This is a genomic window from Dolichospermum circinale AWQC310F, assembly GCF_000426925.1.
In the GTDB taxonomy this organism is placed as follows: Bacteria; Cyanobacteriota; Cyanobacteriia; order Cyanobacteriales; family Nostocaceae; genus Dolichospermum; species Dolichospermum circinale.
In genome coordinates, this window is record NZ_KE384667.1 from 74,781 (window position 1) to 90,311 (window position 15,531).

The 15,531-nt window shown below is 37.3% G+C and carries 16 protein-coding genes and 1 tRNA gene; 10 read left to right on the top strand and 7 right to left on the bottom strand.

Annotated features, from left to right (window positions below):
* A partial coding sequence (locus tag ACIR310F_RS21520; protein WP_231387384.1) for an HAD family hydrolase occupies nt 1-524 on the top strand: 524 nt, incomplete at its 5' end.
* A 46-nt stretch (nt 525-570) separates the two neighbouring features.
* Here ACIR310F_RS21520 and ACIR310F_RS0104185 read toward each other — a convergent pair.
* Nucleotides 571-1,200, bottom strand: coding sequence for a CPP1-like family protein (locus ACIR310F_RS0104185; protein WP_028082737.1), 630 nt, complete (start codon nt 1,198-1,200; stop codon nt 571-573).
* A 758-nt stretch (nt 1,201-1,958) separates the two neighbouring features.
* Here ACIR310F_RS0104185 and ACIR310F_RS0104195 point away from each other — a divergent pair.
* Nucleotides 1,959-2,654 (top strand): response regulator transcription factor, encoded by a 696-nt coding sequence (locus ACIR310F_RS0104195; RefSeq protein WP_028082738.1) that lies wholly within the window; start codon nt 1,959-1,961, stop codon nt 2,652-2,654.
* A gap of 102 nt (nt 2,655-2,756) precedes the next feature.
* Here the strand turns inward: ACIR310F_RS0104195 and ACIR310F_RS0104200 are convergent, their stop codons facing one another.
* Nucleotides 2,757-3,092, bottom strand: a complete 336-nt coding sequence (locus tag ACIR310F_RS0104200; protein ID WP_028082739.1) for a rhodanese-like domain-containing protein — start codon at nt 3,090-3,092, stop codon at nt 2,757-2,759.
* A gap of 182 nt (nt 3,093-3,274) precedes the next feature.
* Between ACIR310F_RS0104200 and mutL the strand changes: the two genes are divergently transcribed.
* The 4 genes from mutL to ACIR310F_RS0104220 all read left to right on the top strand — a co-directional run bounded on the left by mutL (nt 3,275) and on the right by ACIR310F_RS0104220 (nt 6,402).
* A complete protein-coding gene (gene mutL, locus ACIR310F_RS0104205) occupies nt 3,275-4,951 on the top strand; it encodes a DNA mismatch repair endonuclease MutL (protein ID WP_028082740.1) in 1,677 nt (558 codons plus the stop codon).
* A gap of 59 nt (nt 4,952-5,010) precedes the next feature.
* On the top strand, nt 5,011-5,412 hold the full coding sequence (locus tag ACIR310F_RS0104210; RefSeq protein WP_028082741.1) for a hypothetical protein: 402 nt from the start codon (nt 5,011-5,013) through the stop codon (nt 5,410-5,412).
* Complete coding sequence (locus ACIR310F_RS0104215; protein ID WP_028082742.1) at nt 5,405-5,839, top strand: HNH endonuclease; 435 nt, start codon at nt 5,405-5,407, stop codon at nt 5,837-5,839. The genes ACIR310F_RS0104210 and ACIR310F_RS0104215 overlap by 8 nt, the downstream gene beginning before the upstream one ends.
* A gap of 95 nt (nt 5,840-5,934) precedes the next feature.
* Entirely contained in the window at nt 5,935-6,402 is a 468-nt protein-coding gene (locus ACIR310F_RS0104220) for a hypothetical protein (RefSeq protein WP_028082743.1), read from the top strand.
* Nucleotides 6,403-6,436: 34 nt separating this feature from the next.
* Here the strand turns inward: ACIR310F_RS0104220 and ACIR310F_RS0104225 are convergent, their stop codons facing one another.
* From ACIR310F_RS0104225 to ACIR310F_RS27255, 3 genes are all read right to left on the bottom strand, one after another.
* The gene (locus tag ACIR310F_RS0104225) at nt 6,437-7,051 is read right to left on the bottom strand and encodes a hypothetical protein (protein WP_028082744.1); all 615 of its coding nucleotides are present in this window, start codon (nt 7,049-7,051) and stop codon (nt 6,437-6,439) included.
* Between the two features lie 173 nt (nt 7,052-7,224).
* Entirely contained in the window at nt 7,225-8,307 is a 1,083-nt protein-coding gene (nagZ, locus tag ACIR310F_RS0104230) for a beta-N-acetylhexosaminidase (protein WP_028082745.1), read from the bottom strand.
* A 111-nt stretch (nt 8,308-8,418) separates the two neighbouring features.
* On the bottom strand, nt 8,419-9,636 hold the full coding sequence (locus ACIR310F_RS27255) for a septal ring lytic transglycosylase RlpA family protein (protein ID WP_028082746.1): 1,218 nt from the start codon (nt 9,634-9,636) through the stop codon (nt 8,419-8,421).
* Nucleotides 9,637-10,201: 565 nt separating this feature from the next.
* Between ACIR310F_RS27255 and pds the strand changes: the two genes are divergently transcribed.
* From pds to ACIR310F_RS0104250, 3 genes are all read left to right on the top strand, one after another.
* On the top strand, nt 10,202-11,662 hold the full coding sequence (gene pds, locus ACIR310F_RS0104240; RefSeq protein WP_028082747.1) for a 15-cis-phytoene desaturase: 1,461 nt from the start codon (nt 10,202-10,204) through the stop codon (nt 11,660-11,662).
* Nucleotides 11,646-12,578 (top strand): 15-cis-phytoene synthase CrtB, encoded by a 933-nt coding sequence (crtB, locus tag ACIR310F_RS0104245; RefSeq protein WP_028082748.1) that lies wholly within the window; start codon nt 11,646-11,648, stop codon nt 12,576-12,578. The genes pds and crtB overlap by 17 nt, the downstream gene beginning before the upstream one ends.
* Nucleotides 12,579-12,695: 117 nt before the next feature.
* Nucleotides 12,696-12,783, top strand: a tRNA-Ser gene (locus ACIR310F_RS0104250).
* 153 nt (nt 12,784-12,936) lie between these two features.
* Here ACIR310F_RS0104250 and ACIR310F_RS21525 read toward each other — a convergent pair.
* Together ACIR310F_RS21525 and ACIR310F_RS0104260 are read right to left on the bottom strand one after the other, a co-directional pair.
* On the bottom strand, nt 12,937-13,266 hold the full coding sequence (locus ACIR310F_RS21525; RefSeq protein WP_051289467.1) for a hypothetical protein: 330 nt from the start codon (nt 13,264-13,266) through the stop codon (nt 12,937-12,939).
* A 158-nt stretch (nt 13,267-13,424) separates the two neighbouring features.
* Nucleotides 13,425-14,123 (bottom strand): response regulator transcription factor, encoded by a 699-nt coding sequence (locus ACIR310F_RS0104260; protein ID WP_028082749.1) that lies wholly within the window; start codon nt 14,121-14,123, stop codon nt 13,425-13,427.
* A gap of 19 nt (nt 14,124-14,142) precedes the next feature.
* Here ACIR310F_RS0104260 and ACIR310F_RS0104265 point away from each other — a divergent pair, with 19 nt between their 5' ends.
* A complete protein-coding gene (locus ACIR310F_RS0104265) occupies nt 14,143-15,513 on the top strand; it encodes a sensor histidine kinase (RefSeq protein ID WP_028082750.1) in 1,371 nt (456 codons plus the stop codon).
* The last annotated feature ends 18 nt before the right edge of the window (nt 15,514-15,531 follow it).

Genomic DNA, 15,531 nt, shown 5'->3' on the forward strand with positions numbered 1-15,531 from the left:
CCCCTGAACTTCAAATTGCGTTAAAATCGGGTTTAGATGCCCAGCAAGGGCAAAAATTCACCCAAATCCGCAAACAAACAGTCCATACTCTACCCTACTTCCAATATGATAGCTTGATCCCCACTGCATTAGCAGCACTTAACAAAGTTCAGGCTGCTGGTATTGATTTAGCCGTGATGACTATGCGGAGGGTACGAGAATTAGACTATGCTTTTAGTCAGCACAATTTAGGTGACTTTTTCCCGGAAAACCGCCGTTATTGTCTCAGTAATGACTATGTAAAAACCCGTGACGTAGAAGATAAACCTTTATTAATGGCTAGAGCATTAGCTGAACTCCCCCCTGCGGCTGATACTTGGATGGTAGGAGACACAGAGGCCGATATCGCGGCCGCTAAAAAACATGATATTAAAATTATTGCTGTTGAGTCTGGTATCCGCGATCGCACTCAACTAGCATCATATCAACCTGCTCTGATTATGCCAGACTTAAAAACCGCTGTAAATTTCATCCTCAACCAGTAAACAGAAAAATCATGGGGTAATCGGTGATTAACCAATTACCCATTAACTAACGTAAAAAACTGCTTACTAACCACATAAATATGAAGGTCAAAAGCGTTGAAAATTGATTCCCTGTCAAATTTATCAATGGTAATAGTAGTGGTAATATCGAGCCAGCAATTAAACTGCCAGCAGTTAAGCCGATAATTAAACTAACCAGTGTGAATAAAACTGATCGACCAAATTTGCCTTCCTTGCGATTGAGGAAGTAAACACCAGCACCTACTCCAACTACCAATGCGAGTTGCAAAACCTGCTCAGTACCACCGGGATAAAACAGACTAACCGCACCCAAACCCAGATAACAGAACCCTGGTAATAGTACATCAGTTAATGTTGGCCTATCCAAACTTCTTTGCAGCCATTCAGGGGCTTGTTGGCTCGGAGTTAGACCTGCTTGGGGAATAGGTCTAACTCGCATTTCTGGAAATCGGATGCGCTCAGGTACTTTGATTTTCCCCTCTTGGCGCATCCGTAGGCGATCCATTAAAATCGCATCATAAGCGGCTTCAATGACTTCTCGGCTATTACTCTCACCACCATATTTTTCCAATAGGCGATTGCGAGCTTCCTGAATTTCATCGAAGCTTGCGTCTTCTGATACCCCAATTTTTTCGTAGGGACTTTGATCACTCATGGGAGTTTATTACTTGAGCCTTAGTTCAGTGGCACTCTTTATTTTGCAAAAAAACAACTTTAGGTTTTATACTGATCAGAACAAATGCAAAAACGAAATTTACACAGAATACTCAACCTAAATAAATAATAACATTATCCTGCTTACTTCTGTGCTTTCAACCAGCCGGGAGGCAGATTTATTTGTCCACAGGGGTACATTCCGATCTGACAACGCGTATTCAATAACTCTACACTAAATCATAAGAATCACAACACCCATACAACTGAGAACCTTTTGTTTAAGTTTTAGTTCTTATTTTTGGGATGAGATGATTTTCAAGAATTGTGTATATTTTTATTATACAAAGGAGTCCGTATTTAACGGTTAATTGTCGAGAGTTGGATCATATCCAGTAGCTTTCAGAAGTAAAACCCCTTATTGACTGCTAATAAATATATGTATCTCCACTAACTAATTAGACCATCTATTTTATCCTTCGCTAATAATACTAGCATGAATTTGTTTAGTTGATCTAAAAATTTATTTGATTTATTGAAAATATGTTCCCATACAAGTGCCGCTATGACGGCAGATTTTATCTGAATCAGTTTCGGGTCAGCGGGCAGGATGCCCACCCCACCAATTTCTTCAAATCATCAGGATCATCATCGGTGTCCCCTGTAGATATTGAATTACTGCCAAAGTAGAACCTGGGTTCTTAGGCAATCATGTTTGTTAATTGTTAATCCTATGAACTTTTGTGAAAAATAATGGTCATGGCTGCCGCCAAGATTCTTGTAGTTGACGACGATTCTGCGGTTCGGAATTTAATTCAACGTTTTTTACTGCAACAAAATTATCAAGTAGAGTCCGCCGAAGATGGTAAAATGGCTCTAGCCATTTTTGAGCAATTTAACCCTGATTTGGTGATTCTGGATGTAAATTTACCAGATGCACTTGGCTTTAACCTTTGTCAAGAAATGCAAAATCGTAGTGGGGTATTTGTGCTACTACTGACTAGCAGGACAGATGAAGCCGATAAAATTCGCGGTTTTTCTAAGGGTGCTGACGACTACCTAACCAAACCATTTGGTTTGGGAGAGTTAGAGGTGAGAGTAGCCGCAATTTTGAGGCGGCGGGTTGTAGCTAATACAGAACAGCAGCGCTTAGTCTTTGAAAAGCTGATAATTGATTCTGTGCGACGGGAAGTAATAGTTAATAATGAAACCATAGCTTTAACAGCGCTGGAGTTTGAATTGTTGCATTTTTTAGCTAGTCATCCAGGGCGGGTTTGGCGCAGGACCGAACTCATCCAACAAGTTTGGGACTATGAATACGTCGGGGATCAAAGGGTTGTGGATGTCCATATCGGTCAAATTCGCAAGAAAATTGAGATAGATCCCACCCAATCAACGTTAATCCAGACCATACGTGGTGTAGGGTATAAGTTTGAATGCCCCACTTCACCGTAAAACTAGTTGTAAACTTTAACCACTTCCACATCTAAAAAAGGTGGGAGTGGTGACTAAATTTACGCGGTTAGCCTAACTTTGTGGTTGATTTGAGTACAGTTGTTAACCGTCTGTTCCTTCTGTAGCGCCGTTAATGGATTTCCAGGCTTGTAAACCACCTGTAAGTTCGGCCACTGTGGTAAAACCAAGGAATTGCAAGGTTCTGACAGCTTGTGCTGCTTGGCTGTCATTTTCACCATAAATATAAATTTGCCGTTCTCTATGTAAGCAAGTTTGGGCGCGATGTTCTAAGTCATTGAGGGGGATAGAAATTGCCCCGGTGATGCGGCTATGATTATAGTTTGAGCGATCGCGCACATCAATAATTGTAAAAGCAGGTTGTCCCCATTGCAGATTGGTCTTTAAGTCGTTAACATCAGCAACTAAATTAATACTCATAAGCTTTTCGTGCTGTCTAATCTATAAAAAATTTAGCAAATATCCCCTATTAACTCTTATTTCTTTATAATGACAGCAGAATTTAGAAATTAATTTTTTTGTAATCATAATTAATCATAATATTGTAGGCTAATGTTTTCTAGATTTAGAAAATACTTAATTTTTAATTTTAATTCCTCATGATGGTATCTACTATTCAAGCTTTACCAACAGAAGTTGTATATTTAATTACGGCTGGAGAAGTAATTGACTCATTGGTGGCCGTTGTCAGGGAGTTAGTAGAAAATTCCCTAGATGCTGGTGCAACGCGCATTGTAGTTTCTTTATGGCCACAATTATGGCGAGTTCGGGTAGCTGATAATGGTTGTGGTATGAATTTGGATGATTTGCAACAAGCTGCAACTGCACACAGTACAAGTAAAATTCATTCTAGTGCAGACCTATGGAAAATTAGGAGTTTAGGATTTCGTGGTGAAGCACTACATAGTTTAACAACTTTAGCAAATTTAGAAGTTTTAAGTCGTCCTTTAGGAGGAAGTGAAGGCTGGCGAATTGTTTATAATAATGAAGGAGAAGTAACAGAAGTAAATATTGCCGCTATTGCCTCTGGTACTGTGGTGACAGTGAATAATTTATTTGCTAATTGTACAGCCCGTCGTCAAGGTTTACCCGCGATAAATCAGCAATTAAAAGCTGTACAAGGGATAATTCAACAAATAGCTTTATGTCATCCTCATGTTCATTATCAAGTGTGGCAAAATGACAAAGAATGGTTTACAATTTGTCCTGCACCAACTGTAGGAAAACTAATTCCACAAATTCTCCCTCAAGTCCGACAAGATGATTTATATGAAGTGAATTTAGAAATACCAAATCTGGAAAATTCGTCTTTACATTTGGTCATAGGTTTACCAGATAGATGTCATCGTCATCGTTTAGATTGGGTAAAAGTGGCAATTAATGGCAGGATAATTAAATCACCAGAATTAGAACAGAATATATTATCAGCTTTCCATAAAACATTACCACGCGATCGCTATCCCGTGTGTTTTTTACATTTGCATATTCCTCCTGAGCAAATTAACTGGAATCGCCACCCAGCGAAAACAGAAATATATCTGCATGATCTACCTTTTTGGCAAGAACAAATTACCGCAGCTATCAATAAATCTCTGAGGATTTCGGAAACTAATATTAAAGAATCAGTTCACACTAGCAGAATTAGTAATTTATTAAAAGTAGCAGAATCTCAAGGTGAATATAGATTTAATTCTCAAAATTCTCAAAATTCTCAAAATTCTGAAAACAATGAAACTCAAAACTATTTAAAAGCAATTGCTCAACTGAGTAATACTTATATAGTTGCTGAACATTATGGGGGAATGTGGTTAGTAGAACAACATATAGCCCATGAACGAGTATTATATGAACAATTATGTGATCACTGGCAATTAGTACCTGTAGAAACCCCAATTATTATTTATCAATTATCACCAGCGCAGGTTTCCCAATTAGAACGTATTGGTTTAGATATAGAACCATTTGGTGATAAAATTTTTTGCGTGCGGAATATCCCAGCCATGTTCAAACAAAGAGAAGATTGTGCTGAGGCAATTTTAGAATTAAGTTGGGGGGGAGACTTACAAACTGCTCAAATTGCAGTTGCTTGTCGGAGTGCAATTCGTAATGGTACAAAAATGAGTTTACCAGAAATGCAGACCTTATTAGATAATTGGCAACGTACCCGCAACCCGCGCACTTGTCCCCATGGTAGACCAATTTATTTATCTTTGGAAGAATCAGCACTAGCGCGGTTTTTCCGACGTAATTGGGTAATTGGGAAAAGTCATGGAATTTGAAGTATTTTTTAACCGAACGGATGATAATATTAATGTATTAGTTGGTGAGATAAAAAATTATGTCAACCATAAAAGTTGAAGTAGAATTTTCTTCAGAAGATTTACTTAAAGCCGTTGGACAATTAAGCCAATCAGATTTAAGGAAGTTTATTTCTCAAGCTATTGCGATACAAGCACAACGGACAACTTCCAGTTTAATGCAACGGGAGTCAGAATTACTATTAAAAATTAATCAAGGTATTCCGTTAGATATTCAGAAAGATTACAATGATTTAATAGCTAAAAGAGATGCAGAAACTCTTACCAATCATGAATACAAGGAGCTATTAAACTTAACTCAACAGATTGAAAAACAGCAAGCACAACGAATTGAACATTTAGCAGAGTTAGCGAGTTTAAAAGGAATTTCTTTGAATACGTTGATGGAAAATTTAGGTATTCCGACGCAAAGTTATGTCTGAAAAAAGAGTAACAGCGCAACAGAAAAAAGCTGTTTCTGAACGTGCAAACGGATGTTGTGAATATTGTCGAAGTCAAGCGCGTTTTGCTATGCAACCTTTTTCCATTGAGCATATTATTCCTAGAAGCCAAGGTGGAATGACAAGTTTGGATAATTTGGCTTTGTCTTGTCAGGGTTGCAATAATCATAAGTATAACAAAACGGAAGGAATTGATCTGATCAGTGGTAATGTTGTCTCTATTTACCATCCACGTCAACAGCAATGGAATAAGCATTTTGCTTGGAATGATGATTTTACATTAGTGATAGGCTTGACTCCTACAGGACGTGCTACTGTGGAAACACTACAATTAAACCGTGATGGTGTAGTTAATTTGCGTCGTGTGTTGTATGCAATAGGTGAACATCCTCCGGCTGACGTGAAATAATTTGATCAAGTCAATGAGTTGGAACTCCCAATTTATACAGTTTTGAGTGTAAAATAAATTTTGTTACATACAAGATAGTAATTAACTTAATATATATGAAGACTCGGTTTTTACCTTTTCTTGCTGCTATTAGTATTTTTACAGGAAATAACTCTGCTTATGCAGAATATATAGGTGCATCAAATATAGCCGAGATGACAGATAGAGTCTATTACATAACAGTACAAGGTAAAAACTCAGAATTAGCAGCAAATAAAGGTGGGATATTAACATGGACAGACGTAGCTTTTGCTACTGGAATATCTGCCGTTAGTTTTAAATGTGCTGAAAAGAATTTACCGTCTGATACTTCTTTTTATATATTATATGTAATAGGTAAACGTGATGGATGGTGGCAAGTTAATTGTGGTTATAGCTATAAGATATCAAGTGAATTTGGAAAAGATTATGATGCTGTACTAATGTTACTTAATCAAGAAGGACGTAAAGAGTTTTTACATCCTTTATTAATTACTACTAAACAGCAATCTCAGAAGTTTCAACAAATCAGAAAAAAATTATAGACAAAAGAAATGTCTCTACAGTACAAGTGTATGATTACTTAATTTCAGAACTTAACCATTGATAGAAACTCTGTATATAAAAGAAATTGCCTTTTATTGTTTGTTTAATATGAATTTTTTCTGAATTTTCACTTAAGTATTTTTGAGCATTTGCATTCCAATTTTGCCATTCCAATAATTTCTTTGTATCTAGATAGAGTGAATGATCAATATTAAAATTTGGTTGTCCAAATTTAAAGTCTATAGAATTTTCAGTCTCAATCAGGGGCAAACTTCTATGCTGTATATAATTTCTCAAACCCTGAATAAAACCATTCTCAGGATTATCTGTAAACATTTCTCCCTTCTTGCTTGTGATTGCAGAAATTAAAGAAGGATTAGTAAAAGACTTTTTGAATGAATTTTCTGCTGCATGGGTTTGCTCTTTCAAAGAGAACCAAGAAGCTAAATAATTATGCAGTAATCGAGCAGTTTCCTTCTGTACTTCCTGAAATTTCTGAGATTGAATATCACGAATTCTTGTATCAAACGCTTGAACACCTTGACTGTAAAGTTCATTAGTGTAGCTGTCAATAGCTTTCTCAAATTCAAGGAAGTTATGCTCGAAGATATAAAAGCTGTAGTTAATCACTTCGTCAAAATTAGTCATATTATAGTTATTTCATCCAGAAAATCTAGCATTTTGAATTGGGACAATCATCATTAGAAAATTGCGTATTGTAGTAGAATACACAAAATTTTTAATGTTGGTATAAATTATACTGTGCGTACAAGTGTAACACAAGATGTAGATAAAATCAAGTGACCCTATATTCAATCCCCCTACAAACAACAACTTATAGCCAATTCCGCATTCTTCATCAACGTCTCCTTATCAAGAGTCGAAACCGGATATTGAGGAGTTACCCGCAATAAATTTTCCACCCTCTCCCGCGCTGCTTCCACCACTGCTATATCCAAACTACCATTATTTAAACTAGCAGAAAAATCCTCAGCTATTTTATATGTCCGTTCTAAAGAAGAGGAATTGATATTGCGAGAAACTATAAACAAATCACAACCAGCATCAAAAGCCCGCGCTACCGTTCCCGTTTTCATAAACATTTCCGATACAGCTTTCATATCTAAATCATCGGAAACTATCACACCTTGAAAACCTAACTCTTTTCGCAAAATATCATCTAAAATAATTTTAGATAACGTTGCTGGTACTTGTGGATCAATTTGCGGAAACAAAATATGTGCTGTCATGATTAACGGAATTTGTGCCTGAATTAATGTTTGAAAAGGAATCAATTCCCGGTTTCGTAAATCTTCCCAACTCAAATTTAATATTGGTAATTCTAAATGGGAATCTGTGCTAGTATCTCCATGGCCAGGAAAGTGTTTAGCACAACCTAAAATTCCCTCTTCTCGCAATCCTTGGTAATATTCCCGCACACATTGACTAGTTTTTTCTGATGTAATTCCAAACGCACGCGGTCCAATAATTGGGTTTTGAGGATTTGAGAAAATATCCGCAACCGGAGACCAAGAAAGATTAATTCCCAGAGATTTTAATTCTCTAGCTGTGGCTTTAGCAACTTCAAAAGCGTGAGATTGTAATAAATAAGCATGAGGAAAACGGGTAATGGGTAAAGGAGTCCGCACCACCCGACCACCTTCATGATCTAAAGTAGTAAACATGAAATCACGTTCGGTATATTGACGAATTTCATCAATGAGGTTTTTAAAGTTTTCTAACCAAATTGTATAGGGTACACCGTCGAGGAAATTTTTCCCGAAAAAGATGACACCAATGGGTTTTAATTGATTTAATACCCGTTTATCATCATCATTTAAAGTAGTTCCAGAAATACCCAAAATTAGATGATTACCAAAGCTTTGTAAGGATTGATATCTCATTACTTCTTCTTTTCTTCCTTCGTGTCCTTCGTGTCTTCGTGGTTTATTCAATCGGTATTCTACCGGTAAGGGAGTAGGATAAAGCCTTCTCTACCTTATCCTTCCAGGATACTAAAAATTAGAAACCAATAACTCACCTTTAGCATTAGCCATATCTTCAGTTTTTGGTGGAGATGGTTTCAAAGTCATTTGTGGCGCATTTTGTTGTAAAACCACAGCCTGATAAGCTACGACTCCAGTATGTTCACTATCGAGACAACGAGCCGCTGTTCGAGATAAATCTAGGCTTCTGGGTGCAATGTAAGGTCCACGATCATTAACACGCACAATTACGGATTTATTATTTTCTAAATTTGTAACTTTTAAGTATGTATTAAAAGGTAGGGTACGATGGGCAACTGTGAAGTCGTCTTGATTATATATTTCACCATTTGCTGTTAAGCGACCATGAAAGTAGCCGCCATACCAAGACGCTACACCGGAAAGTTTTGTTGTTGAATTCTCTAATCCATACATTGCCATTTGTCCTTGTATTAGCGTCAATGGTTCGGTATGTAGAGCTATGCGGAGATTGTTAGTCCATTCCAGAGCTAAAATATCACCGCTGCGACCAAGTTGAGCGGATAGATTTCGCTCAATTGCAAATAGCAAGCGAGTACCTACCATGAGGGACGGAGTTTTATCAACTAAACCAGGTTGTAGTTTTGTAGGTTGTACTTTTGGTGATGTCACTAATTGCTCTAAACGTTGTTTTAAAGTATTAGCTGTAATTCGATCAGGGAGTCTAGCAACAAAGCTGTTATTAACCCATACTTCATAATTGGATACACTACGCTTAACAATTAATACTGGTGCATAATCGTAACTCCCATTTTGCTCTACTGGATTGTTAATGACATTAAAGAAGCTTTGGAGCGATCGCACAACGGTAGGAGGTGAAAAATCTAGTTTGGGAACACTAAACTGCGTGAATTTAACTAATACAGAGTTAGTAACATTTTTAAGTTGAGTTTGTGCAGCTATATTTTCTGGTACAGGGGAACAAAATTTTGTTTCTTGGGACTTGAATGTTGTCAAATCTGGGATAATAGCAGTATCTCGATGTGATGCTAATTGTTTATTTATCCAATCGAAAGTAAAAAGAGTTTTTGATATTAAGATTTTTTGCCAAGTATTTTTATGTTGTTGAGCATTCGTCAAAAATTGATGCTGATCCTTGACTAAATTAGCTGTAAATTGTGTTGGGGATGTCAACCCCATAGGTAAAGCTGTCAACATGAAAGTACCACCCGTCAAGGATGATAACCAGAGTAGTCGGTTTGATATCATAGTTTAGTTATTCTTGAAGTAGATGCAATATTTCTGGGTAAATATGCCCAGATTCAATAAAAAAACGTTTTATTGAACAAGAGACAAATTTTTGGTAATTACATAATTAAATTTCAGATTTAAGGATGATTAAACTGTCTGGGATCATCATATAACGTCATGGCTATTTAAATTGATAAGAATTTTAAATATATTTGCAGTAATTAGGAGTATTTCCCTAATTTTTGCTTATTAATGCTCATAATTTTCGCTATTTACCTTACTGATTTAGAGAGATAATTTACGTCTAAATACATAAATAAAAAACCGGCTTTTGTATTTGTCATCAGCAGTTAGCCGAAAAAATGCACGGATGGGAATTGAGATATAAACTACAGTAAATATTTTTTATGGAAAAATTTTTTGTTAATTAAATCACTTAATATTTAAGTAAATTACATAGTTAGTGGCAGTGCGGGGAAATTTTTTGGGAGGTAATTCAGAGAGGAAACGGCAAATGTAAAGGATTGCAACGTATAATGAGAACGACAAAACAATTAAGAAATATTAAAGAACAGTAGGTTAAATGCAAGTAGCATTCACGAAGTGCAGCGTAGCCATCGCAGGAGGGGGTCTAGCAGGACTTTCCTGTGCAAAATATCTAACGGATCAAGGTTACACCCCCATTGTTTTGGAGCGTCGAGACGTAATTGGGGGGAAGGTGGCCGCGTGGAAGGATGCTGATGGTGATTGGTACGAAACGGGGCTGCACATTTTTTTTGGGGCCTATCCCAATATGTTGCAGTTATTCAAAGAATTAGACATTGAAGATCGGTTGCAGTGGAAAGAACACACAATGATCTTCAATCAACCTGATTCCCCAGGAACTTACAGCCGTTTTGATTTCCCAGATTTACCGGCACCGATAAATGGTGTCATTGCCATTCTGAGAAACAACGATATGCTGACCTGGGCGGAGAAAATCAGTTTTGGTATCGGGTTACTACCAGCCATACTGCAAGGGCAAAAGTACGTGGAAGAAATGGACAAATATTCTTTCCGGGAGTGGTTGCAAAAACAAAACGTTCCGCCCCGGGTAGAAAAAGAAGTATTTATTGCTATGTCCAAAGCTTTGAACTTCATTAACCCAGAGGAAATTTCTGCCACGGTCTTATTAACAGCCTTGAATCGCTTCCTGCAAGAGAAAAACGGCTCAAAAATGGCCTTCCTAGACGGTTCACCCACAGAAAGATTGTGTCAGCCAATTATTGACCACATTACTGAAAGGGGTGGTGAGGTACGTCTGAATGCGCCTTTAAAAGAGATTTTACTCAATGAGGATGGAACTGTTAAAGGATTCCTATTGCGGGGCTTGAACGGGGCAGAAGATGAAATACTCACAGCGGATATTTATGTATCTGCCCTACCTGTTGACCCTTTAAAGCCAATTTTACCCAATGCGTGGAAAGAAATGCCATTTTTCCAACAATTAAACGGTTTAGAAGGTGTACCAGTGATTAATGTTCATATCTGGTTTGATCGCAAATTAACAGATATTGATCATCTACTATTTTCCCGGTCTCCACTCCTGAGCGTTTATGCTGACATGAGTAATACTTGCCGTGAATATGCCAATCCTGACCGTTCGATGTTGGAATTAGTTCTAGCACCAGCCGCAGATTGGATCTCTAAATCTGATGAGGAAATCGTCGCTGCAACTATTAGCGAATTAGAAAAACTCTTTCCCCAACACTTTGGGGGAGATAATCCTACAAAAATACTGAAATATCATGTGGTGAAAACACCGCGTTCAGTTTACAAAGCTACCCCAGGTCGCCAAGAGTATCGTCCTTCCCAACAAACCCCCATTTCTAATTTCTACCTGACTGGGGATTATACAATGCAACGTTATCTCGCCAGTATGGAAGGGGCGGTACTTTCTGGTAAACTAACAGCGCAGGCCATTTCTGACGCGCTGACGGTAGCAAATCCCTCTCGCCTGCAAACGCCAACCCGACCGCCCGCCACGAATGCTGCAACTGCCTGATTCCCCCCCGCGCATGAAAACGCTGGTCTCTATAGATGAGTCATACAACCTTTGTCGGGAACTCACTGCTAAGTACGCTAAAACTTTTTATTTGGGTACAATGCTGATGAGTCCTGCCAAGCGTCAATCTGTTTGGGCAATTTATGCCTGGTGTCGCCGTACAGATGAATTAGTGGATGGTCCTGCCTCCGCTATCACCACGCCAGAAACCCTAGAACTATGGGAAAATCAACTGGAGGCGATTTTTGCGGGCTGCCCTTTGGATAATTTTGATGTAGCGTTAGTAGACACCCTGCAACGCTTTCCTTTAGACATTCAACCCTTTCGGGATATGATTGCTGGTCAGCGCATGGATTTGTATCGTAGTCGCTATGAAACTTTTAAGGATTTATATCTCTACTGCTACCGGGTAGCGGGAACTGTGGGTTTGATGTCAACAACGATTATGGGTGTAGATAATAGCATCTATACAGCTCCTTGGCATCAAAACCAACAGCCCTATCTTCCCATAGAAGAAGCGATCGCTTTGGGAATTGCTAACCAACTTACGAACATCCTCCGTGATGTCGGTGAGGATGCCCGTCGCGGCCGTATCTATATTCCTTTGGAAGATTTGGCCAAATTTAATTACACCGAGGAAGAATGTATCCAGGGCGTAGTTGATGATCGCTGGCGTTCACTGATGCGGTTTCAAATTGATCGCGCCCGTCAATTCTATATTCAAGCAGATAAAGGTATTAGTTATCTCGCTGCTGATGCTCGGTGGCCTGTCTGGTCTGCATCTATGCTCTATGAGCAGATTTTAGAAATGATTGAGCGCAATGATTATGATGTGTTCAGTCGGCGAGCTTATGTTCCTCAATGGAAAAAGTTACGCACCTTGCCTGCTGCCTGGATGCGATCGCAAGTGCTATAACTTGTTTATTGGTCATTGGTCATTGGTCATTGGTCAATGGTCAATGGTCATTTAATTTTTTAACAAAATAACTATTGACAAGCCCAAAAACTTCTGATAATATTGTTAAACATGACTGGAGAGGTGGCTGAGTGGTCGAAAGCGGCAGATTGCTAATCTGTTAAGGGATTATATCCCTTCGAGGGTTCGAATCCCTCCCTCTCCGTTTTTATTGTCAGTGGAATTAACAGGTCAGTTTCAACCTACCACTACCGCGACCTTCTTTTTTGGTGTTCATAAAAAATTAGATTTCCTCAAATACAAGAACGTTGATTTCTGACACCCTGTATTTTATTTAAGGACTAAAATATTTAGTCTTTTAAGCATCTTTAACTTGACTTGCAAAATTGCTAAAGCGGACAATGGAATTTAGCAGGGATGTATATTCCTGGGCGTTGATATGATAATTTTCGTTAAATTCATGCAACAATTGAATAATTGCAAAGGTTGTAGATTCTAGTTTTGCTCTTTTTTTAGCCGCTCTAACAGCCTGAGATTTACTATGATAAACATGATTATCGCTAATAGCGATTTGCTCATCTTCTATCCAACACTGAAAAATGTAACCTTTTGATGATGGTATGATTTCAATTAACCAACCATAATATGGGTACTGTAATTTTATGCTTTTTTCCCTAGTGACATCCATCTATGTTTAACCTCCTTTATTCACATCTCAACAGAACAACATTATAGAACCTATATATGCAATTATGGTGCAGGATTTGTGCAAAATTTGTGCAGATGAAAATACAGTCGCTTGCTTGTAAAATATTAGGTAAAATAAAAACTCTATCTCAAGATGTATTATTCCTCTTTGAGACGATAACCTAAGCCATGAACTGTTTGAATTAAATCTTCTGAAGCACCTAAAACTCTGAGTTTTTGACGCAGAGACCGAATGTGAGACCTAAGAGTTTCTTCTGCGGGGGAGTCGTCTATTGACCAAACTTGTTCAATAATACCAGAACGACTTAATACTCGTCTGCCATTGGCCATCAATAATTCTAAAATAGCAAATTCTTTTGCAGTTAAGGAAATGGTGTAAGTATCATAAGTAGCTTCATAGGTACTTTGATTCAAATGTAGTTTACCCCAGGATAAACCGACTGTAATTGTCGAATTACCGCGTCTGAGTAAAGCGCGGATACGAGCCATTAATTCTTCTAAGTCAAATGGTTTGGAAACATAATCATCTGCACCCGCGTCCAAGCCAGCAATTTTGTCCGATATTGTATCACGGGCTGTTAACATGAGGACGGGTACACCTGAATTGCGATATGCTGAGTTGGTGGTGCTAGTATTACGTAAGCGTTGACAGAATTTCATTCCGTCCAGTTTGGGTAGTGTGACATCTAGGATAAATAAATTATACTTCATAGACTCGGCTAAATCCCAAGCTTCTTCACCGTCTCTAGCTACATCTACGATATAATGGCGGTTGGTTAAAGCTTCTGTTAATACTTCTGCTAATTGAGTATCATCTTCAACGATGAGAATTCGCATGATTATAAATTAGTATTTTATGAAATGGTCTTTACAAGGAAAATGGATTGCTGTAGGGTTTACTTTAACCCTTTTACTAATGAGTTTAGTTGTATTTGGTTCATTTAAGAATACATCTGAAATTAAACAAAGTGCTAATAGAGTGAATCATACTTACAAAACTCTGAATACGTTAACAAATTTTTATGCAGCAATGACGGTTGCAGAATCAGCGCGACGGGGGTATATTTTTATGGGAAGTAAACAGGATTTAGATCGGTATGAAACTGCGTTGATAAATATACATCATGAACTAAAATTGCTACGGGAGCAGATACATTTTAGCAGGAGTCAACAAGAAAGATTTACAATTTTTAACTCTTTGGTAAATCAAAGATTATCCCTTTTAGAACAATCTATACAACTTTATCAAAAAGATAAAAATTCCATACAATCTCAAACTGAGATCACAGAGCGCAGTGTCAAAATCAGGGAACAAATTTTACCACTAATTTCTGACATTAAAGCGGAAGAACAAGATTATTTACAAAACTCTCTCCAAGAATCTGAATATATTATTCATTCAAGAATAGTCATAGAAATTTTGGCGACAATTTTAATTATTGTAGTCATTTCTTGTTTATGTATTATACTTGAGCGTCAATGGGTAAAGCGTGATAAAATTAAATCTTTAGAATCTTCTCTATTTCAAGAAAAGAAAATTGGAGAAATGAAAGTTCAGTTATTTTCTATGGTATCTCACGAATTTCGCACACCTTTGAGTGTGATTTTACTTTCTGCTCAATTATTAAGAGAAGCTCTTAAAGATGTTGTCAATGAAATACAATTTAAAAATCTCTCTCGTATTCAATACTCGGCTAAATTAATGAATCATATGTTAACTGATATATTAACTTTAACAAGAGCAGAAGCAGGTAAGTTGGATTGTCAAACTCAATTAATCAATATAGAAGATTTTTGTTTAAATTTGGTTGAAGATATACAAGTTTTTAATCCAGTAACTCATAAAATTATATTTATTAACGAAAGCGGAATTTTTCGGGGATATTTAGATGAAAAACTCCTATATTCTATGCTCACAAATTTACTATTAAATGCTATTAAATATTCAGATATTGGTAGTCAAATATCCTTGATTTTAAAATCAGAACCCAAATTTATCATCTTTCAAGTAATAGACAAAGGTATAGGAATTTCCCTGACAGAACAACAGAAAATATATGAGCCTTTTTATCGTTGTCAAAATGTTGATAATATCGTGGGAAGTGGTTTAGGATTATCTGTAGTCAAAAAATGCGTAGAATGTCATCAGGGAGAAATTAATTTAGAGAGTCAAGTAGGAATTGGGACAATTTTTACGATTAAAATTCCCCATCCCAATATAGAATAGGGATAATTATCAAAAATT